Source organism: Devosia sp. Leaf64 (genome assembly GCF_001421945.1).
In the GTDB taxonomy this organism is placed as follows: domain Bacteria; phylum Pseudomonadota; class Alphaproteobacteria; order Rhizobiales; family Devosiaceae; genus Devosia.
Genome location: NZ_LMLO01000021.1, coordinates 229,737 through 248,368, shown reverse-complemented (window position 1 = coordinate 248,368; position 18,632 = coordinate 229,737). Strand labels below are relative to the sequence as shown.

Sequence of the window (18,632 nt, the reverse complement as noted above, 5' to 3'; positions counted from 1 at the left end):
ATTTGCCCTCAAAACATTGTTGACGCACGAATGAGCAGTTCCGTAGTAATTTCAGAACCTAGAATAATGTCCGTCTCTTCAAGCCCAAGTAGACTAGCGACCACCGCGGCGGTTTTGCGGCCAATCTGGTCAGGAAAGGGGTTGACCGTGGTCAAAGGCGGAACGCAAATCTCAGCGACTTCATAATTACCGAAACCTGCAATCGCGATTTGCTTGGGCACGGCGATGCCCATTCGCTGGCACTCAGTTAGCGCGCCAAAGCCGACAAGATCCGAGACGCAAATGACAGCGTCTATCTCGGGCGACTGCTGCAGCAGCGGACGCATGGCGGCGGCGCCTTCGAGCATCGAGACGGGCGGGACACCGGCTGCGACGAGCCGGGTAGCATCGAGGCCGTGACGCTCCATGGCGGCGATGAAGCCGGCGCGGCGGTCGGCACCGCGGGTGTCGCGGCCGGCTTCGCCGCCGATGAAAGCGATGCGGCGGCGGCCGGTGGCGACGAGGTGATCGACCAGCATGGCGGCGGCATCGGCATTGGAAAAACCGACGACGTGGCCGATTGGGTCTGACGGAATGTCCCAGGTTTCGATGACCGGAATGCCGGCGCTTTGAAGAAGGCGGCGGCAACGCGGCGTGTGCTGGCCGCCGGTGACGACAATAGCTTCGGGGCGGCGGCGAAGGAGCTGTTCGACGAGGATCTCTTCCTGCTCGATATCGTAGTCGGTATAGCCGAGAAGCGGCTGCAGGCCGTGGGCCTTCAAACCATCTGACAGGCCGCGGACGGTGTCGGCGAAATTGGCGTTGTTGATCGAGGGGATCGTAACGGCGACGAAGCCAGTGCGCTGCTGGCGGAGATTGGCGGCGGTACTGTCAAAGACATAGCCGAGCTCTTCGACGGCCTGCCGGATGGCATCGCGCGTCTGGGCGTTGACCGAGGTGCCGTCGCGGAGGGCCCGACTGACGGTCATGGGCGAAACGCCGACCTTGCGGGCGATATCCTGCATGGTCGGCGGTTTTCGTGGCGGCATCAGCGGTTCTCGAGGGGAGAAATAGCAGCGGCCAATTCGTAGTCTTCGGCGTCCATCACGTGATGGTGGATGCGGCCGGTGAAGAAGCGGGCGAGGACGCTTTCAGTAGCGGCGCGCGCCTTGGTGCGCACGGGGCTCGACAGCGCGGCGTCCACCGCGGCAACATCGGGATAGGAGACGGCGAGGATCATCGGGAATTCCGGCGCGCCGTCCTCGCGCTTGACGGCATAGCTGACGCGGACCGAGAGCGCGCCGGGAAACTGTTTCCAGAGCGGCAGGATTTCTGCGGTGACGGCGGCGCGGAAGGCGGCTTCCTGGCCTTCATGCACCTGTCCTTCGAAAAGGGCGTAGCGGGTGATCACTGAAACTTCTCCTTGCTGGGGCCGCGGAAGAATTCCATCAGCGCGGCCTGATCTTCGCCGCCCAATCCCGCCGCGGTCAGCAGGCGATGGATTTCGGCCGCAAGGGCCGTCAGCGGCATGGTAATCTGGGTTTGACGCGCGAGATCGCGGGCGCCATCGAGGTCTTTGACCATATTGTCGATGCGGCCGGTGTGGCGATAATCGCGGGCGGCAAAACGGGGCATATATTCCTGGAGCAGTGCACTATCGGCGCGCCCGCCCTTGAGCGCGGAAGGAATGCGCTCGACATTGACGCCTGCGGCTTCCGCCAAGGCGGTGGCTTCGGCGACGGCCATGAAGCCGAGGCCGCAGAGGACCTGATTGACGATTTTGGTGGTCTGGCCGGTGCCGACATCGCCCATATGGGTCTGATTGGAGGCGACCTTGGCGAGTATGTCCTGGGCCTCGCGCACATCGGCCTCGGCGCCGCCTTGCATCAGCGTCAGCTGGCCGATTTCAGCTTTCGGTGCGCCGCCGGAAAGGGGGCTATCGACCCAGCGGAGGCACTTTTCCCTGGCCTCGGCGGCGAGAGAGCGCGTGGCTTCGGGGTCGATGGAGGACATGTCGATGATGAGGAGACCTGGCGCAGCGCCTGCGGCGATGCCGTTGGGACCAAATACAGCGGCGCGGACGATGTGCGAAGCATTGAGGCTGAGGATGACGGCGCGGGCGCCCTGGGCGAGTGCGCTGGCGCTGGCCGCGGCGGTCGCGCCCTTGGCGACGAGATCGGCGACCTTTTGTGCGTCGAGATCGAAGACTTTTAGCGCCGTTCCGGTGGTGGCAAGACGCGCGCCGATGGCGCCGCCCATGGCGCCGGCGCCGACAAGACCGATGTGACCTGTCATGAAGTCCTCCTCAGGCAGTCTTAGAGCGACGCGGTGATGCCGCCATCGACGTAAAGCGTGTGGCCATTGACGAAGCTCGAGGCCGGCGAGGCGAGGAAAATGCAGGCGCCGACCAGTTCCTCGACATCGCCCCAACGACCGGCAGGGGTGCGCTTCTCGAGCCAGGCGGAAAAATCCTTATCGGCGACAAGCGCGGCATTGAGCGGCGTATCGAAATAGCCCGGCGCGATGGCGTTGCACTGAAGACCATATTTGGCCCAGTCGGTGCACATGCCCTTGGTGAGATTGCCGACGGCGCCCTTGGTGGCCGTGTAGGGCGCGATCGAGGGGCGCGCGAGAGCGGTCTGGACGCTGGCAATATTGATAATCTTGCCGGCGCGGCGGGTGATCATGTGGCGGGCGCAGGCCTGGCCGACATTGAAGACGCTGGCGACATTGGTCTGGAGAAGGCGCGTAAAAGCGTCGGCGGGAAAATCTTCGAGCGGGGCGCGAAACTGCATGCCGGCATTGTTGACGAGGATATCGATGGCGCCGGTTTGAGCCTCGAAGGCATCGACGGCAGCGCGGGCCGCGGCGTGATCGGTGACGTCGAAGGCGAGCGTCGCGGCGCCGGGAATTTGCAGGGCGGCTTCGGCGAGCTTGGCCTCGTCGCGCCCATTGAGGGCGACGCTGGCGCCGGCTTCGGCAAGACCCTTGGCGAGCGCGAGACCGATGCCTTGCGACGATCCCGTCACCAGGGCGCGGCGGCCGGTGAGATCAAAAATCTGCATGGGTCACTCCTTCAAGAAACGGGCTCGACAAATGTGCCTGCCTCTGTTTTGTTATCGATAACATTTTCTGTCAAGACGTAAAGCCTGCTTCTCATGACCAAGCCGCATATCCTGCAAATGGGGCCTTATCCCGAATGGGATCAGGTGCCGCTCGACGCCGCCTTCACCGTTCACCGCTATTTTGAAGCGGCGGACAAGCCGGCCCTTCTCGCGGCGGTCGGCAAGGACATTCGCGGCATCGCGACGCGCGGCGAGCTTGGTGCCAGTGCCGACATCATCGCGGCTTTGCCCAATCTCGAAGTGATCAGCGTCTATGGCGTAGGCTATGACGCGGTCGATCTCAATGCCTGCCGGGCGCGCGGCATCCGCGTCAGCAATACGCCCGATGTCCTGACCAAGGACGTCGCCGATCTCGGCGTTGCGATGATGCTGGCGCTCTCGCGCGGCATGATCGGTGCCGAGACCTGGGTGCGGGATGGGTCATGGGCGCAAAAGGGGCTTTATCCGCTCAAGAGCCGAGTTTGGGGCAAGAAGGCCGGCGTGCTCGGCCTCGGCCGCATCGGCTTTGAAGTCGCCAAGCGCCTGCAGGGTTTTGATCTCGATATCGCCTATTGCAATCCGACGCCCAAGGACAGCGCACCGGGCCACTGGCGTTACGTCGCCAATCCCGTCAGCCTTGCCGCCGAGGTGGATTTCCTCTTCGTCACGCTGGCCGCCTCTGCTGCAACGCGGCACATCGTTGGGAAAGAGGTCATCGCGGCGCTCGGCCCCGAAGGCATGCTGATCAATGTTTCCCGCGCCTCCAATATCGATGAAGACGCACTGCTGACGGCGCTTGAGACCAAGGCGCTCGGCTCGGCAGCGCTCGACGTTTTTGAGGGCGAACCGAAACTGAATCCGCGGTTCCTGGCTCTCGACAATGTGCTGCTGCAGCCGCACCATGCCTCGGGTACGGTCGAAACACGCAAGGCCATGGGCCAATTGCTGCGCGACAATCTCACCGCCCACTTTGCGGGCCGCAACCTTCTCACACCGGTGCTCTGATGAAAGCCATTGTCATTCATGCCGCCAAGGATCTGCGTGTCGAAGACCGTCCGGTGGAAAAGCCCGGTCCCGGCGAGGTTTCGCTCCGGCTGGCGACCGGCGGCGTCTGCGGTTCGGACCTGCACTATTACAATCATGGCGGCTTCGGCACGGTGAAACTGCGCGAGCCGATGGTGCTCGGCCATGAGGTTTCGGCCTTTGTCGCAGAGCTTGGCGAGGGTGTGACAGGACTTGAGCCCGGGCAGTTGGTTGCCGTATCGCCATCCCGGCCCTGCGGCCATTGCCGCTATTGCCAGGAGGGCCTGCAGAACCAGTGCCTCAACATGCGGTTCTATGGCTCAGCCATGCCCTTCCCCCACATTCAGGGTGCGTTTCGCGAGCAATTGGTGGCGCTGGCGAGCCAGTGCGTCGTTGCCGACGGATTGAGCGCCGGTGAGGCCGCCATGGCTGAACCGCTGGCGGTGACGCTGCATGCGACACGCCGCGCGGGACAGTTGTTCGGCAAGCGCGTGTTGGTGACGGGTAGCGGCCCGATAGGCGTGCTTTCGATCCTCGCGGCACGCCGCGCAGGTGCAGCCGAGATCGTCGCGACCGATCTATCGGATTTCACCCTCGCCATTGCCAAGGCTGCGGGCGCGGACCGCGTCATCAATACAGCCAAAGAGCCCGACGGCCTGGCACCTTATGGCGCCGACAAGGGCTATTTTGACTTGCTCTATGAATGCTCCGGCGCGGCCCCTGCCCTGGCCTCGGGCATTGGCGCTTTGCGGCCGCGCGGAATCATCCTGCAACTGGGCCTGGGTGGCGACATGACCATCCCAATGCAGATGCTGACCTCCAAGGAACTGGACCTGCGCGGCTCATTCCGCTTCCACGAGGAATTCGCCATCGGCGTCGAGCTGATGCGGAAAAAGCTGATTGATGTGAAGCCGTTGATCACCCATTCGGTGCCACTCGCTGAAGCGGAGTCGGCGTTCAAGCTGGCTTCGGACCGTTCCTCGGCCATGAAGGCGCAGATTACCTTCGCGAGTGCCTGATCAGTCCTCGGGCAGTTCGACCGTGGCGGTGCGCCCTGGTCGGAATACCCGGACGAATTCCTGTACGATGATGCGCTCGGCTTCCGAGAGTTCGCGGTCGGCCGAGAAGATGACCGACAGTGCGCCGGAGAGTTCCTCGTGGCGGATGGGCACGGCAATGAGATTGCCGGCCTCGATATCCGCTCGCACGGATGATGGCGGCAGGATGGTGCAAAGTGGCGCTTGGCGCACCATGGCGATGGCCAGCGCCAGCGAGCCGACTTCGACCACCGTCTTGAGGCGCAGACCGCGTTCGCGGGCGGCATCGGCAAAGCTCTGGTGGATGCTGAGATGCTGGCGGCCGAGAACGAGCGGCAGCGCCACCGTTTCCTCGATCCCCAACTCCTTGCGACCGCCGAAACTGATCGCGGGATTGCCGATGACATAGAGCGGCTCGGTCGGTCCGAGGCGAATGCGCGCTACCTGCGCCTGCACCATGCCGACCAGCGCCAGGTTGAGATCGCCTGAACGCACATGCTCGTGGAGCATGGTGTTGGAGCTTTCAACGATCTGCAACTGCCAATCGGGATGGCGCGCATGGATGCGCGTCATCACATGAGCGATCTTTTCGGTGAGGACGCTGTCATGCCCCGAGCTCGGCAAGGTGCCGATGGTGACGCGGGCCTGGGAATGGGCGGCAATGTCATGGGCCTTTCGGACGATCCAATCCTGCCGCTCTTCGATGACGACGGTCTGCGCCCGCACGTCCTCGCCGCGCGGGGAAAGGCTCGTGCCCTCCTCGGTACGCTGAAGCAATGGCGCGCCGATTGCCTCTTCCATCTGCGAAATGTGCTTGGAGGCGGACGACTGCGCCGTATTGGCGACGCGCGCCGCGGCCGAAATACTGCCGGTTTGGGCGACGAGATTGAAGAAATGGATCTGGCGCGTGGTGAGGCGCGGCGTGAAGACCGCGCTGTTTTCTGCGACGAGATTGCGCAGCATGGCTTCGAGGAACGCCTTGCCATAGGAGCCGGCAGCCCCGCCGGTTTCGCCATAAATCGAGGACACGAAGCGCGGGGCAAAGGGCGCCTCCTCGTGACGGGCGAGGCCGAGCCGGCGCGGCATGAGATTGGCGGGCATGAGTAGCCGCGTCTGCGGCTGGTCGCGCAGAATGGCCGAGACCTGGGCGGGCTCGTCGTCCCGATAGCGCAGGCGATCGGCAAAGCCGTGTTCGGTGGCAAAGCGCGTCATGGCGTCGACGATCTCGCGCCGCATGCGGAGGAGCGTCACGCGTTCGTCGGGCTGGAAGGCGTCGACCCGACTGCCTTTATTGCCGACGACAATCCAGGGATCGTCGTAGAGATGGACGGCTTTGGCACTCACCGTCGCAGCGGTGCCGTAAAAGATGCGGAGCTGGCCGGATTTGTCGGGCAAGCGCTCGCTTTGGGCAAGACCGGTGGGATCGCCGATATCGTCGTCATCAAGGCCCGAAAAGTGCCAATCGACGAGCAATTCCGGCGCTGTCTCGATCATCTCCTGCGAGGTGCGCAGCAGAGCCTTCGAGACCCGACCGATGGCAAAATTCAGATCAAGATGAACCGATAGCTTGACCATGCGGCGGCCGCCCGCGAACCGGGCCTCGCGCGTGTGCTGCTCGAGATAAAGCAGGTGTGCGCCGGTGCGAAACAGCCAGAAGGCGGCCGGCAGGAGATCAAGCCCGGCGCCCCGACGCTCGAAGAGTTTGAGGCCAAGCCGTTCTTCGAGATTATGAAGGGCAATGCTGAGGGCGGATGGGGTCTGGCCGAGGTCTTTGGCTGCGTCGGCAAGACGGGGGGATTGGCAGGCGAGCACGAACTTTGACAATAGGGAAAGTTCGAAGCCAGCCTTATCCATAAGGGGCAGCATAGAGCCGGCCATGGTCGCACTCAAGCTAGCCTGAAGTCGAGTATGGGTAGCGAGGCCCGCGTCGAGCGCGGGCCTCAAGAGGGCTTAATTGAGCGCGCCGACGGCGCCTTCAGCAGCGGCGAGGACGCCGCCATCGGTGAGGAGCTTGATCATCGGGACGATCTGGTCCTGCATATAGCCATCCTGCTCCTGGAGCGGGACGACATCGGACACGGCGTCATAGATCGCCTGGGTGCCGGCGCCGAGGGCGAACTGCCCAAGCGCATCGCGCGTGAGGAAGATCGCCTTGGTGGCCAAGAGGCATTCGACGGCGACGATTTTCGGCATGTTGCTCAGGACCTGCTGGGCCTTGCGGCAGGACCAGGCGGCCATCGAGACGTGATCTTCCTGGCTCGACTTGGTCGGGATGGTGTCGGCCACCGATGGGAACGCGAGAGTCTTGTTCTCCGAGGCGACGGCGGCAGCGGCTGTCGACAGGATGCCATAGCCATAGTTGAGGCCGATGGGGCGGCCGGCCAGGTTGGGCGGCAGGCCATAGTTCAGCGTCGTGTCGCAGAGCGCAAAGAGGCGGCGCTCTGAGATGTTGCCGATTTCGATCAGCGCGATGGCGAGGATATCCATGGCAAAGGCGATGGGTTCGCAGTGGAAATTGCCGCCCGAGAGGAATTCAAGCGCGCCTGCTTCATTCCAGAACACCAGCGGATTGTCGGTCGCGGCATTGAGTTCGCGCGTCATCAGCGTCTTGGCGTGTTCGAGCTGGTCGCGACAGGAGCCATGGACCTGCGGCAGGCAGCGGAAGGAATACTGATCCTGCACGCGGGCATGGTGGACGGGATGGAGGATATCGTCTTCGAGGCGAACGGCGCGGGCGGATTCCGAGGTGCGGCGCGAGCCCTTGATCATGCGGCGCACGTTTTCGGCGGCGTTGATCTGGCCCGGTTGCTTGCGCACTTCGTGAATTCGCGCGTCGAACGCGGCCTGTTCGCCGCGGATGGCTTCAAGGCTGAGCGAACCGATGGCGTCCACCGTCTTCATCAACTGCTCGGCATCCCAGATGGTCAGCGAGCCCATGCCGGCGCAGAGGCTGTTGCCATTGATGAGCGCGAGGCAATCCTTGGCCTTAAGATCGAATTTGGTCGGCGAAATGCCGGCCAGTTCGAGGGCCTTGGGGGCGGACATGCGCTCGCCCTTATAATAGGCCTCGGCCTTTTCGTAACCGATCAACACCGAAACCATATGGGCGAGCGGAGCAAGGTCGCCCGAGGCGCCGACAGATCCCTGAATCGGAACAACGGGATGCACGCCGGCATTCAACATGTTGACGAGGCGATCGACGACTTCGATGCGGAGGCCCGAAACGCCGACGCAGAAGGCGTTGATGCGGACGGCCATCATGGCGCGCACGATTTCTTCGGAGGCCGGATCGCCCATGCCCGAGCAGTGCGAGAGCACGATATTGAGCTGGAACTGCTCGTTATCGGCCTGGTTGATCTTGTAATCCTTGAGCTTGCCGACGCCGGTGTTGAAGCCATAGGTCGCCGGGGCATTTTCGGTGAGCCAGTTTTCCTCGATATAGGCGCGCTTCTTGACGATCTCGGCGCGGGCCTCGGGGGCCAGCTCGACCTTGACGCCTTCGCGTGCGATGCGGACGACCTGCTCGATGGTGAGGCTGTTGCCGTCGAGGATGATACTGCTCATTCTTCTATTCCTAGGTGGGGGCGCTGTTGCGCCAATGGTCAGGCCGCGGGGGCACGGGGCTTTTGATCGAGGGTTGAAAGGGTCAGCGCCAGAACGTCGGCGGCTCGGGCGATGGCTTCGGTGTCGGTCCACTCTTCGGGGGCATGGCTGATGCCGCCCTTGGAGGGCACGAAAATCATGGCGGCGGGGGCAATGCGCGCGACAAAGGCCGCGTCATGGCCGGCGCCGGACGCGAGCGAGCGCGTCGCGAGGCCATGGACTTCGGCGGCTTCGCGAATGATGCCCTGGAGGCGCTGATCGCATAGGACTGCGAAAGTGCGGCTCAGGCGCTCGGTGGCGGCGACACGGCAGCCTTCGGCTGTGGTAGCGTTCTGAGCCAGAGTGTCGATGGCAGCGAGATAATCGTCCATGGCCGCATCGTTCTCGGCGCGGATGTCGACGATCGCTTCGGCGGCCCCGGGCACAACATTGGCGCCATTGGGCTCGAACTTGATGACGCCGACGGTGGCGGTGAAATGGCCCCTGCCCTTTTCGGCCTCGACGCGGGCGGCATCTCGAAGTGAGAGAAGGAGGCGCGACATGGCCATGCCGGCATCGGCGCGCATATTCATCGGCACGGTGCCGGCGTGACCGGCTTCGCCTTCAAGGCGGAGGCGGACGCGGGCGATGCCGGCAATGCCACTAACCACGCCGAGCGGAATGGCTTCGGCCTCAAGGACAGGGCCTTGCTCGATGTGTATCTCGACGAAGGCTGCAACATCGGAATGAAGCTTGCCGCCGAGGCGCGCGGGGTCGCCGCCCATGCGGGTGATGGCCGTGTCGAGCCGTTCGTGATCGGGGCCGATCATGGCGAGGTGGTCCGGGGTCAGTGCCCCGACCATGCCGCGGCTGCCGATGCAGGAGAGGCCCCATTCGCTGGGCTCTTCGGCGAGGAAATCGACGAGATCGATCGAATGTTTTGGCTTGTATCCGGCTTCCCGCAGCGCGCGGATGGCGACAAGGCCGGAGAGAATGCCGGCAATGCCGTCAAAACGGCCACCGCTTGGCACGGTGTCGCTGTGCGAGCCGGTCATCAGGGCTGGCGCGGACGCATCCGTGCCCTGCCACCGGCCAATGAGATTGCCGGCGGCGTCGATATGGGTGGACAGGCCCTCTTCGGCGAAGCGCTTGGCGAGATAGTCGCGTCCCCTGAGGAACATCGGCGTGAAGGATCGGCGGGTCCAGGGTTTGCCGGGCTCGGTGAGCGTCGCCAGCGCGTCGAGATCGCGCTGGAGCTGCTCGCGATCCACCTTGAGCGGGGTGTTGGTGCCGGGGATGTTCATGCCGCGATAGCCGGGGTGATGCGGTTGGGCTTGATGAAGCGGCCATTGCCGGGCTGCGCCCGGACGTTGGTGCCGTCGAAGACAAGATCGCCGCGGAGGAAGGTGGCGACCGGGGCGTGGCGAATGAGGCGGCCTTCATAGGGGCTCCAGCCGACGACGTTGTGGCCGCTGGCGGAGGGGTCGTAATAGCGTGGGCGTTCGGTGAAGACAGCGAAGTCAGCGTCGAGCCCGAGGCCAAAGCCGCCCTTCTGGTCAGCGATGCGGAAGAGGCGGGCCGGGTTGGACGCCAGCAGTTTTGCGGCGTGGGTCAGCGGCAGGTTGCGGTCGGTGAGGCCATCGAGCAACAGGCTCGGAAGAACTTCGAGGCTCGGCATGCCCGAGGCGTTTTCGAGCATGACCGGGGACGACTTGCGCTCAAGGCCCCAGGAAACGTGGTCGGTCGAGACGATTGTAATGTGGCCGGCAGCAAGATGCTGCCAGAGCTTTTCGCGTTCGGCGGCGGAGCGGATCGGCGGATTGCACTTGGCGCGGCCGAGCATGCGCGACACATCTTCTTCCTCGCTGCAGACGAGATAGTGGATGCAGGCTTCGATGGTCGCATCGACGCCCTGGGCGCGATAGGCCTGGGCAATGTCGTAGCCGCGCCCGACCGAGCAGTGGACGATGTGGGCAGAGGCGCCGGTCGCCTGGGCGATTTCGTAGACTTCGGCGATGGCCAGGGTTTCGGCAATCGGCGGGCGGGATTCGCCATGGGTGCGATAGTCGGTGCGGCCCGTTGCCTTGATAGCCTCGCTCCAGACCTGAACGCATTCATCGTTCTCGTTGTGCACGCCGGCGATCAGGCCGGTCTTGGCGACCTCGGTAAAAGCGGCATGGAGCAGCGGCGTCGGGATGCGCGGGAAGCGGGTGGAATCGGTGTTGAAGGTCGAGAACTTGAAGGAAGCCGCACCGGCTTCGGCCATTTCGGCGATATGGATCGGGCCATGCGCCGGATTGATCGTGCCATAGAGCGCGAAATCGACCCGGGCCTGTTCGCCGGCACTGCGGGCCTTTTCGCGGATCATGTCGCCAGTCGAAATCAAGAGGCCCGCGTCATAGGGCATATCGACGATGGTGGTGACACCGCCGGCCGCGGCTGAGCGCGTCGACCAGATGAAGTCTTCCTGGTCCTTTTGCGAGCGCGAATGGACCTGGCCGTCGATGACGCCAGGCAGGACGATGGCGTCGCCGAAATCGTGGACATCTTTTGCCGCGGGCGCGGTGCCCGAGCCGAGCATCGCGATCTTGCCCTCACGCACGGCGGCAAAGCCGCGCTCGACGATGCCGTCTTCGCCGACGAAACGGCCCTGGATGACTGTATCGAAATCACTCATGATTATGCTCCGTTCAACCCAGCGCCACGACCGGCGCAACCTGCGCATCATAGGCGATATCGAAGGTCTGCAAGAACTGCGTGGCAATGTCGTTGGGCATGCCGCGCAGCGCGAGATATTGGCTGGCCGCCGTGCCGCCTTCCCCACCTGCGGGCGGGAAGGCTTCGGCGAGCCGCTGGACATGAAGGCGCTCGGCTTCGAGTTCGAGGCGCTTGATGTCGTCGCGCAGCGCCTGCTCGGACGGCGCGGTGAAGCGCATCTTCATGGCCTGGCGGGCGCGGCGGAGCGGTTCGATGGCGGCAGCGCGCCAGTCTTCACTTTCGATCACCAGCGCATCGAGATTTTCGGCTGCAATGCCGTGGCCGACCCGATCCGCAATGCATAGGACCAGCAGCAGCGGCACATCGACATTGTACCGCTCCTGCAGGTCGAGGCAGGCACGGCCAAGCGCGGCGTCGCGATAGGCGGCGCACATATCGGGCCAGACGCGCTGGAGAAAGCCGGGGTTGCTCATCGACTTGCCCTCACGCCGCCATGCCGGGGGCCGGCTCATCATGGGGATGATGGCAGGCGACCATCTGGCCACCTGGCGCGGGCTGCAGGGTTGGGACGACTTGGGCACATATGTCCGTCGCGCGCGGACACCGGCTGCGGAAGGCGCAACCGCCTTGGGGCCGATTGCGCGAGGGCATCACGGTGCGCTTGCCGTCGGGCTCGATTTTTCGAGTGGCATCGACCACGGGCACGGCTTCGAGCAGCGTGCGGGTATAGGGATGCGCCGGTCGGGTGTAGATCTGCGGTCCGGTGCCGATCTCGACGATGCGGCCCATGTAGAGCACGGCGACGCGATCGCTGACATTTTTGACGACCGCGAGATCGTGCGAAATGAAGATCAGCGCGAGATTACGGTTTTCGCGAATGTCCTGCAGCAGATTGATGACCTGCGCCTGCACCGACACGTCGAGCGAGGCGACCGGTTCGTCGCAGACAATCAGTTCGGGCTCGACGGCGAGCGAGCGGGCGATGGCGATGCGCTGGCACTGGCCGCCGGAAAACTGATGCGGCTTGCGCCCGGCAACGATGTCGATATCGAAGCCGACATCGGCGAGAGCGGACTGCACGCGCGTCTTGCGTTCGCTGGCGGGCTTGCCCTGGATAACGAGGCCTTCGGCGACGATGTCTTCGACATTGCGGCGCGGATTGAAAGACGAGAGCGGGTCCTGGAAAATCATCTGCAGGCGATCGCGCATGCGGCGCATATCTTCGCTTGGCAGGGTGATGAGGTCCTGGCCCTTGTAGCGCACCGAACCCTTGGCCGTCGTATTGGCATTGGGCAGGAGGCGCAGGAGCGCGCGGCCGATCGTGGTCTTGCCGCTGCCGCTTTCGCCGACGAGGCCCAAGGTTTCCCCTGCCCCGACGGTGAAGGAGACGTCATCGACCGCCGTCATTTCCTTGCCGGCGCGGGTGAAGCTGACCGAGAGGTTCTGGACCTCGAGAATGGCGTCACTGGACATGGGCAACCTCCTGCGGCGCCTGGCGCGGCAGTTCAGCCAGCGGGAAGTGGCAGGCAAAGCGATGGTCGGGGTGAATGCCGGCCGACATCGGCGGCATCGCTTCATGGCAGATGGCCTGGGCAGAAGGGCAACGCGGTGCGAAGGGGCAACCGGCAGGACGATTGGCTAGGTTCGGCGGCTGGCCGGGAATGGTGCGGAGCCGTGTGTGGGCCGGCTGGTCCATCGCCGGCATGGCCGAGAGCAATGCCTCGGTATAGCGATGGCGCGGATTGCGGAAGACTTCGGCGGTCGGGCCATATTCGACGACATTGCCGCCATAGAGCACGAGGATTTCGTCCGTACGCCCGGCAACGACGCCGAGATTGTGCGAGACGAGGATCATCGACATCTGCCGCTCGGCCTGGATGGTCTGGAGCAGGTCCAGCACTTCCTTTTGCACGGTGACGTCCAGCGCCGTCGTCGCCTCGTCGGCGATCAACAGATCAGGCTGGCAGATGAGGGCAGCCGCAATCATGATGCGCTGCTTCATGCCGCCCGAGAACTGGTGCGGATAATAATCGTAGCAATCCTCTGGGTCGGGAAGGCCGACGAAGGAGAGGAGCTCGATGGCGCGAGACCGGGCTTCGGCCTTACCCAGGCCCATATGGATGCAGCCGGCTTCTTCGATCTGCCGCCCGATCTGGACGAAAGGATTGAGCGAGGTCATCGGGTTCTGGAAGACGATGCCGACCTTACGACCGATCAGCCGGGCACGATCTCGCGGCTTGAGGGCGAGCAGATCCTGCCCTTCGAGTTCGATCCGGCCCATGGTCTTGAGGCCCTTGGGCGCTATGCCCATGATGGCCTTGACCAGCATGGACTTGCCGGCGCCGGATTCACCGACAATGCCCAGAGCGCGGCGGGGCGCGAGCGTGAAGTTGATGTCCTGAAGGATTTGCAGGGGACCCGAGACAGAGTCCATCTCGCAGGTCATGGCCGCGCAGGAGAGGATCGGGCGAGGAGCTTCTGCGTACATCTCAGCTCTCCCGTTCGCGGCTGTTGAGGCGTTGGGCGAGATAGTCGCCGATGGTGTTGAAGGCATAGACGGTCAAGACGATGGCGAGCACGGGTCCCACGATGAGAATGGGGAAGCGACTGAGGAGATCGGTGGAGCTGGCGATCATTCCACCCCAGCTTGGAGCCGGCGCAGGAATGCCGTAGCCAAGGAAGCTCAGCGAGCCCTCTGTGATGATGAGGCCAGCCATCAGCGTCGGCATGACGGCGGTCAGGGCCGGAATGAGATTGGGCAGGATTTCCTTGAGGAGGATGCGGCCATCGGTGGCGCCCATGGCGCGAGCGGCCAGCACATAGTCGCGGTTGGACTGCGAAATGACGCCGGCCTTGGCGACGCGGGCATAGGTGCCGATGTCGAAAATGCCGAGGACAACGATTATGGTAACGACGGACGGACCGGTGACGGCAACGAAGGCCAGCACGACAAGCGTCGAGGGCATGGCGGCAAGGGCATTGGCGAAGAGATCGACGCCGCGCTCGAAAATGCCACGATAGTAGCCGGCGAGCATGCCGAGGAGGAGACCGGCGACGAGAGCGATGGTGGTCGAAATGGCGACGATCATCATTGAGGTCCGCGCGCCATAAAGCACACGCGAGAAAATGCTGCGACCGATATCGTCGGTGCCAAGGAGGCCATTGAGCGACCATTCCGGCAGAGCCGAGAAATCGCCATAGGGCAGTTTCGGGCTGACAAGACCGGGAATGAAATCGACGAAAAGCGCGATCAACACCAGCAGGACGAGAAAGATCGCCGCCAGCATTTCGAAGGGCGAGGCGCCGGGGAGTTTGAGGCGGCTCGACCAGGGCATGGCGTGGCGCACGATCTCGCCGAGCTTGGCATCGGGGCCAGGCTTGAAGACGGGGGAATTGCCGATATCGGTCATGATACTTTCACCCGTGGGTCGATGAGCGCGTAGCCGAGATCGACCAGCATGAAGACGATGACGAAGATGACGACGGTGAGCGATAGGATAGCCTGGACGAGCGGAATATCGTGGCTCTTGACGGCGCTCAGGATGGTCCAGCCGATGCCGGGCACGGCGAAATAGCTTTCGACGACGAAGGAGCCGGCGAGCATATAGGTCAGCGACAGGCCCATGACCGTCAGGATCTGCGGCATGGCGGGGCGCAGGGCATGATGGAAGAGAATGTAGCCGAGCGGCAGGCCCTTGGCGCGGGCGACGGCGATATAATCTTCCTGCAGCGTCGTGACGAATTCGTTGCGCGCCACGCGGTAGAGATAGGCCGTCTGGTGCATGCTGAGGCAAAGAACGGGCAGCGCTACATACCAGAGATTGGCCACCGGATTTTCGGTGAACTTGGCCCAGCCCGTCGCCGGGAACCAGCGCAGCACCATGGCAAAGAGATAAGAGAACAAGACCACGATGACGAAGGTCGGCACGGCGAGGAGCACCGTCGAGATCGAACGCATGACCTTGTCGGCGAGCTTATTGGGATGGCTCGCGGTGTACATGGCAATCGGAATGCCGAGGAGCGACACGGCCATGGCAAGGAAGGCGATCTCGAAGGTTACGGCAGCGCGTTCGAGGACGACGCCAAGAATGGGTTGCTGGCTGAAGAGCGTCACCCCGAGATCACCGCGCAAGAGATCGCCGAGCCAGCTGAGATAGCGCTGCCAGAGCGGCAGGTCATAGCCATATTGGGCATTGAGCGCCGCGATCTGCTCTGGCGTTGCGTAATCGCCAAGGATCAGCTGCGCAGCCGAGCCGGGCGCCAGGCTTGAAAGGGCAGTGGCGCTAAAAGTCACCAGCAGGAAGACGAGAACCCCGGTGATCAATCGCGTCGATATGGCCCGAAAATAGGGCATTGCGCTATTCAGCACGTCAGTTCCCTTTCCTGTTCCGGCGGCGAGTTTTGACACCCACCGCCACCTTTGCGTTCACCTTCAATGGCGCGCTCAGATGCGCTTCCACTCTTCTTCCGCGTCCATCCAGCCGATGTCGCGTTCGAGCAGGTTCCGCTGCTCTTCCTTGGTGTAGCCACCCATGTCGTGCTCATCGGAATAGCGGGTGCTCTGCTCGGCAAAGACGCGCTTGCCGAAATCCATCATTCCGTACATCGAGCCTTTTTCGAGGTAGTGCATGGTCACGAGGTTGAAGCCGAGGGCGCCGATATCTTCGAGTTCGACGAAGGGCTTGCCATTGACCCAGGCGATGTCGCCAAACATCTTCCAGCCCGGCAGCGCCGCGTTGACCTTCTTGCACTCTTCGAGGGTGCGCAGACCATGGACATAGGTCATTTCAGCGCCGAGATCCTCGGCCTTGACGCAGCGCTCGATGGCGTCGTCGAGGCCCTTTTCGAGCTTGGACTCGGTGCGGGCGATGACGACACAATCGGTGTCGGCGCAGGCGTCGAGTGCGGCCTTGATCTTGGCCAGCCAGAGTTCCTGGGAAATCACCGGATGCTCGATATTGCCATCGAGCTTGCCTTCGAGCGTCGCCTTTTCCATGGCGCGGCCGAAGCGGGCATAGCCGCGTTCGTTGGGCGTATCTTCGAGGAGAATCGCGGCAGCGCCGGCCTTGGCGAGGCGGCGGCAGGTGCGATAGGCCTGGGCCACGTCACCGAAGCAATCGTCGGCGTCGATGATCAGCGGCAGCGGGGAGTAATCGGAAATGCGGTCGGTGGCCCAGACCAGTTCTTCCTGATTATGCAGGCCCATATCCGGCACGCCCGACATCGAAAAGCCGAGCGAGGCGCCCGAGAGCAGAATGGCTTCGAAACCAGCCAACTCCGCTGCCTTGGCCGAGTAGCAATCCCACACGCAAGGGGTGAAGACCTGCTTCTCGCCAAAGAGCTGGCGGAAGGTTTTTCTGGGGCGTTTGTCGAACATGAGATGACCTTCAGGTGTCATTGGGGTGGACGCCGTCGGCATCCGTTTTGTGGGACGGTGCCGCGGGGAGGCGCGGCACCGTTTGCTCCGTCACGAGGGAAGAACGGAGCGGTGTGTGCTAGAGCTTATTTTGCAGCGCAGGCGTCTTCGCAGACGTAGAGATACTGCTTCTGCAAGATGCCGCCATTGGAGGGCACGATGCCGCCGGTATTGTCGCGGAGCAGCAGGTAGCGCGTTTCCGAACCAAAGATGTAGAGCGGCAGGTCTTCCGCGACGACCTTCTGCACGTCGAGATAGGCAACCTTGACCTGGGCCTGATCCATGGTCGCGTTGGCGGCATTGAGATAGCCGTCCATCGCTTCGCTGGAATACTGGCCCCAGTTGTCCACGCCACCGGTCTTGAGAAGGTTCGAGATGATCGGCTCGGCACCGTTAGCCACGAGCACGCCACCATCGACGCAGAGGTCGAAATTGACCTGGGTCTGGCACTGCGGCTTAAGCATGGCCTGGTCGACGAGTTCGAGCTCGACTTCGACGTTTTCGTAGGCCGACAGCACCTGCTGCAAGTACGAAGCGAGACGCTTGAGGTCCGAGTTCGAATAGGTGACGAGCTTCATCTTGAACGGCTTGCCGTCGGCAGCCAGTTCGTTGAAGAGCTCCTGCGCCTTATCCGGGTCGTAGGTCGGCAGAGTGTATTCGGTCTGATAGTAAGGCGAGGCTTCGGTGAAATAGTTGGTCGGGGTCACATAGCCATCGACCTGGGTATAGGCCTGCATCAGGCGGGCCGGATCGACCGCGTGGTAGAAGGCTTCACGCGCGCGGTGATCGGTGAAGCTGCCGGCGACCTGATTGAAATAGGCGCGATAAAGGCCCGGGATCGGGATTTCATGCGTCGTCACACCGGGTGCTTCGGCATTGGCGCCGAACTGGTAGGGATAGCCCGCCATCATCTGCGCGCCGCCCTGAACCACAGTCGAGATACGGCTGTTGGTTTCCGGGATGATCGCGAATTTCAGCGTGTCGAGATAGGGGCGCGGCTGGTCCCAATAGTCCGGATTGCGCTTGAACGAGAGCGAAATGCCCTGATCCCAGCTTTCAAGGAGGAAGGGGCCAGCGCCGACCGGCTTGATCGCGGCCTTATCCGAGCCGGCAGCTTCGAGCGCCGCGGGCGACGCAACGAAAGGCGCGGACTGGGCGACGGTCGAACCGAAATTGCGGTTCGGAGTCGGCAGGGTGATTTCGATGGTCAGGGGGTCGATGATCTTGACGCCGTCGATCCAGGACGAAACGAAGGGCTGGGCCGGTGCGAGCGTGTCGGGATTGGCGGCGCGCTTCCAGTTGTAGACCACGGCTTCGGCATCATAGGGATTGCCGTCGGTGAATTTCACGTTCGGACGCAGCTTGAGGGTCCAGACCTTGGCGTCGTCACTGGTCAGGCTCTCGGCCATGCCGCCCTGAACCTTGCCTTCGAGGTCGACATAGACCAGGAAGCCATAGACGGAATCGAGCTGATCCATTGGGCCGCCCGGGAAGGTGCCCGAGGTGATGGCCGGATCCCAGCTCTTGATATCGGAGCCGGCGATGATGGTCATTTCACCGCCGCTCACGGCCTGCTCGTCGGCCTGAGCAAAGGCGTTGCTGGTCATGCCGGTCAAAACCGAGGTGCCGAGCAGAGCGAGTGCAAGCGCAGCGGCTCGGCCCATGCGGGCGGCGCGCGACTTGCTGGTAGTCGTCAGATTGTTCATGTGTTTCTCCATTTTTTGCGGCCTCCTTTCTCCAGAGGAAGCCCGTTCCCTTATTCATGCTGGCTGA

Annotated in this window: 17 protein-coding genes; 2 read left to right on the top strand and 15 right to left on the bottom strand. The window is 63.2% G+C overall.

Translation table 11 applies throughout. From position 1 onward, the window contains the following. Positions 1–8: 8 nt before the first annotated feature. The 4 genes from ASE94_RS14095 to ASE94_RS14080 are packed head-to-tail and all read right to left on the bottom strand — an operon-like array spanning position 9 to position 3,044. Positions 9–1,031: a LacI family DNA-binding transcriptional regulator gene (locus ASE94_RS14095; RefSeq protein ID WP_244484103.1), complete on the bottom strand. Its 1,023-nt coding sequence runs from the start codon at positions 1,029–1,031 to the stop codon at positions 9–11. Further along, positions 1,028–1,390, bottom strand: coding sequence for a hypothetical protein (locus tag ASE94_RS14090; protein WP_062630932.1), 363 nt, complete (start codon positions 1,388–1,390; stop codon positions 1,028–1,030). The genes ASE94_RS14095 and ASE94_RS14090 overlap by 4 nt, the downstream gene beginning before the upstream one ends. Continuing rightward, on the bottom strand, positions 1,387–2,274 hold the full coding sequence (locus ASE94_RS14085; RefSeq protein ID WP_062630931.1) for an NAD(P)-dependent oxidoreductase: 888 nt from the start codon (positions 2,272–2,274) through the stop codon (positions 1,387–1,389). The genes ASE94_RS14090 and ASE94_RS14085 overlap by 4 nt, the downstream gene beginning before the upstream one ends. A gap of 20 nt (positions 2,275–2,294) precedes the next feature. Then, a complete protein-coding gene (locus tag ASE94_RS14080; RefSeq protein WP_062630930.1) occupies positions 2,295–3,044 on the bottom strand; it encodes an SDR family oxidoreductase in 750 nt (249 codons plus the stop codon). A gap of 93 nt (positions 3,045–3,137) precedes the next feature. Here ASE94_RS14080 and ASE94_RS14075 point away from each other — a divergent pair, with 93 nt between their 5' ends. Together ASE94_RS14075 and ASE94_RS14070 are read left to right on the top strand one after the other, a co-directional pair. Next, a complete protein-coding gene (locus ASE94_RS14075) occupies positions 3,138–4,088 on the top strand; it encodes a 2-hydroxyacid dehydrogenase (protein ID WP_062630929.1) in 951 nt (316 codons plus the stop codon). Then, complete coding sequence (locus ASE94_RS14070) at positions 4,088–5,125, top strand: L-idonate 5-dehydrogenase (RefSeq protein WP_062630928.1); 1,038 nt, start codon at positions 4,088–4,090, stop codon at positions 5,123–5,125. The genes ASE94_RS14075 and ASE94_RS14070 overlap by 1 nt, the downstream gene beginning before the upstream one ends. On the opposite strand, the gene ASE94_RS14065 is transcribed toward ASE94_RS14070, so the two are convergent. The 11 genes from ASE94_RS14065 to ASE94_RS14015 form a co-directional block, all read right to left on the bottom strand. Further along, positions 5,126–7,021, bottom strand: a complete 1,896-nt coding sequence (locus tag ASE94_RS14065) for a LysR family transcriptional regulator (RefSeq protein ID WP_082461222.1) — start codon at positions 7,019–7,021, stop codon at positions 5,126–5,128. Between the two features lie 72 nt (positions 7,022–7,093). Continuing rightward, a complete protein-coding gene (locus ASE94_RS14060; protein ID WP_061907201.1) occupies positions 7,094–8,707 on the bottom strand; it encodes a histidine ammonia-lyase in 1,614 nt (537 codons plus the stop codon). 38 nt (positions 8,708–8,745) lie between these two features. Further along, positions 8,746–10,029 carry a Zn-dependent hydrolase gene (locus tag ASE94_RS14055; RefSeq protein WP_062630926.1) on the bottom strand — a complete coding sequence of 428 codons (1,284 nt, stop codon included), beginning with the start codon at positions 10,027–10,029 and terminating at the stop codon, positions 8,746–8,748. Further along, positions 10,026–11,402 (bottom strand): amidohydrolase family protein, encoded by a 1,377-nt coding sequence (locus ASE94_RS14050; protein WP_062630925.1) that lies wholly within the window; start codon positions 11,400–11,402, stop codon positions 10,026–10,028. The genes ASE94_RS14055 and ASE94_RS14050 overlap by 4 nt, the downstream gene beginning before the upstream one ends. 13 nt (positions 11,403–11,415) lie before the next feature. Next, complete coding sequence (locus ASE94_RS14045) at positions 11,416–11,916, bottom strand: TIGR02444 family protein (RefSeq protein ID WP_162236096.1); 501 nt, start codon at positions 11,914–11,916, stop codon at positions 11,416–11,418. 10 nt (positions 11,917–11,926) lie between these two features. Beyond that, on the bottom strand, positions 11,927–12,916 hold the full coding sequence (locus tag ASE94_RS14040; protein WP_062630923.1) for an ABC transporter ATP-binding protein: 990 nt from the start codon (positions 12,914–12,916) through the stop codon (positions 11,927–11,929). Next, positions 12,906–13,931, bottom strand: coding sequence for an ABC transporter ATP-binding protein (locus tag ASE94_RS14035; RefSeq protein ID WP_062630922.1), 1,026 nt, complete (start codon positions 13,929–13,931; stop codon positions 12,906–12,908). The genes ASE94_RS14040 and ASE94_RS14035 overlap by 11 nt, the downstream gene beginning before the upstream one ends. Before the next feature lies 1 nt (position 13,932). Beyond that, positions 13,933–14,853, bottom strand: coding sequence for an ABC transporter permease (locus ASE94_RS14030; RefSeq protein WP_062630921.1), 921 nt, complete (start codon positions 14,851–14,853; stop codon positions 13,933–13,935). Beyond that, positions 14,850–15,812, bottom strand: coding sequence for an ABC transporter permease (locus tag ASE94_RS14025; protein ID WP_244484046.1), 963 nt, complete (start codon positions 15,810–15,812; stop codon positions 14,850–14,852). The genes ASE94_RS14030 and ASE94_RS14025 overlap by 4 nt, the downstream gene beginning before the upstream one ends. Before the next feature lie 75 nt (positions 15,813–15,887). Then, the gene (locus ASE94_RS14020) at positions 15,888–16,820 is read right to left on the bottom strand and encodes an isocitrate lyase/PEP mutase family protein (RefSeq protein ID WP_062630920.1); all 933 of its coding nucleotides are present in this window, start codon (positions 16,818–16,820) and stop codon (positions 15,888–15,890) included. Between the two features lie 125 nt (positions 16,821–16,945). Continuing rightward, the gene (locus tag ASE94_RS14015; protein ID WP_156352161.1) at positions 16,946–18,565 is read right to left on the bottom strand and encodes an ABC transporter substrate-binding protein; all 1,620 of its coding nucleotides are present in this window, start codon (positions 18,563–18,565) and stop codon (positions 16,946–16,948) included. Positions 18,566–18,632: the final 67 nt, after the last annotated feature.

What these genes read in the sequence shown, in the direction of transcription:
- ASE94_RS14085 (WP_062630931.1), bottom strand. Translation starts at nt 2,274, where the DNA reads ATGACAGGTCACATCGGTCTTGTCGGCGCCGGCGCCATGGGCGGCGCC.
- ASE94_RS14080 (WP_062630930.1), bottom strand. Translation starts at nt 3,044, where the DNA reads ATGCAGATTTTTGATCTCACCGGCCGCCGCGCCCTGGTGACGGGATCG.
- ASE94_RS14075 (WP_062630929.1), top strand. Translation starts at nt 3,138, where the DNA reads ATGACCAAGCCGCATATCCTGCAAATGGGGCCTTATCCCGAATGGGAT.
- ASE94_RS14070 (WP_062630928.1), top strand. Translation starts at nt 4,088, where the DNA reads ATGAAAGCCATTGTCATTCATGCCGCCAAGGATCTGCGTGTCGAAGAC.
- ASE94_RS14065 (WP_082461222.1), bottom strand. Translation starts at nt 7,021, where the DNA reads ATGGCCGGCTCTATGCTGCCCCTTATGGATAAGGCTGGCTTCGAACTT.
- ASE94_RS14060 (WP_061907201.1), bottom strand. Translation starts at nt 8,707, where the DNA reads ATGAGCAGTATCATCCTCGACGGCAACAGCCTCACCATCGAGCAGGTC.
- ASE94_RS14055 (WP_062630926.1), bottom strand. Translation starts at nt 10,029, where the DNA reads ATGAACATCCCCGGCACCAACACCCCGCTCAAGGTGGATCGCGAGCAG.
- ASE94_RS14050 (WP_062630925.1), bottom strand. Translation starts at nt 11,402, where the DNA reads ATGAGTGATTTCGATACAGTCATCCAGGGCCGTTTCGTCGGCGAAGAC.
- ASE94_RS14045 (WP_162236096.1), bottom strand. Translation starts at nt 11,916, where the DNA reads ATGAGCAACCCCGGCTTTCTCCAGCGCGTCTGGCCCGATATGTGCGCC.
- ASE94_RS14040 (WP_062630923.1), bottom strand. Translation starts at nt 12,916, where the DNA reads ATGTCCAGTGACGCCATTCTCGAGGTCCAGAACCTCTCGGTCAGCTTC.
- ASE94_RS14035 (WP_062630922.1), bottom strand. Translation starts at nt 13,931, where the DNA reads ATGTACGCAGAAGCTCCTCGCCCGATCCTCTCCTGCGCGGCCATGACC.
- ASE94_RS14030 (WP_062630921.1), bottom strand. Translation starts at nt 14,853, where the DNA reads ATGACCGATATCGGCAATTCCCCCGTCTTCAAGCCTGGCCCCGATGCC.
- ASE94_RS14020 (WP_062630920.1), bottom strand. Translation starts at nt 16,820, where the DNA reads ATGTTCGACAAACGCCCCAGAAAAACCTTCCGCCAGCTCTTTGGCGAG.
- ASE94_RS14015 (WP_156352161.1), bottom strand. Translation starts at nt 18,565, where the DNA reads ATGAACAATCTGACGACTACCAGCAAGTCGCGCGCCGCCCGCATGGGC.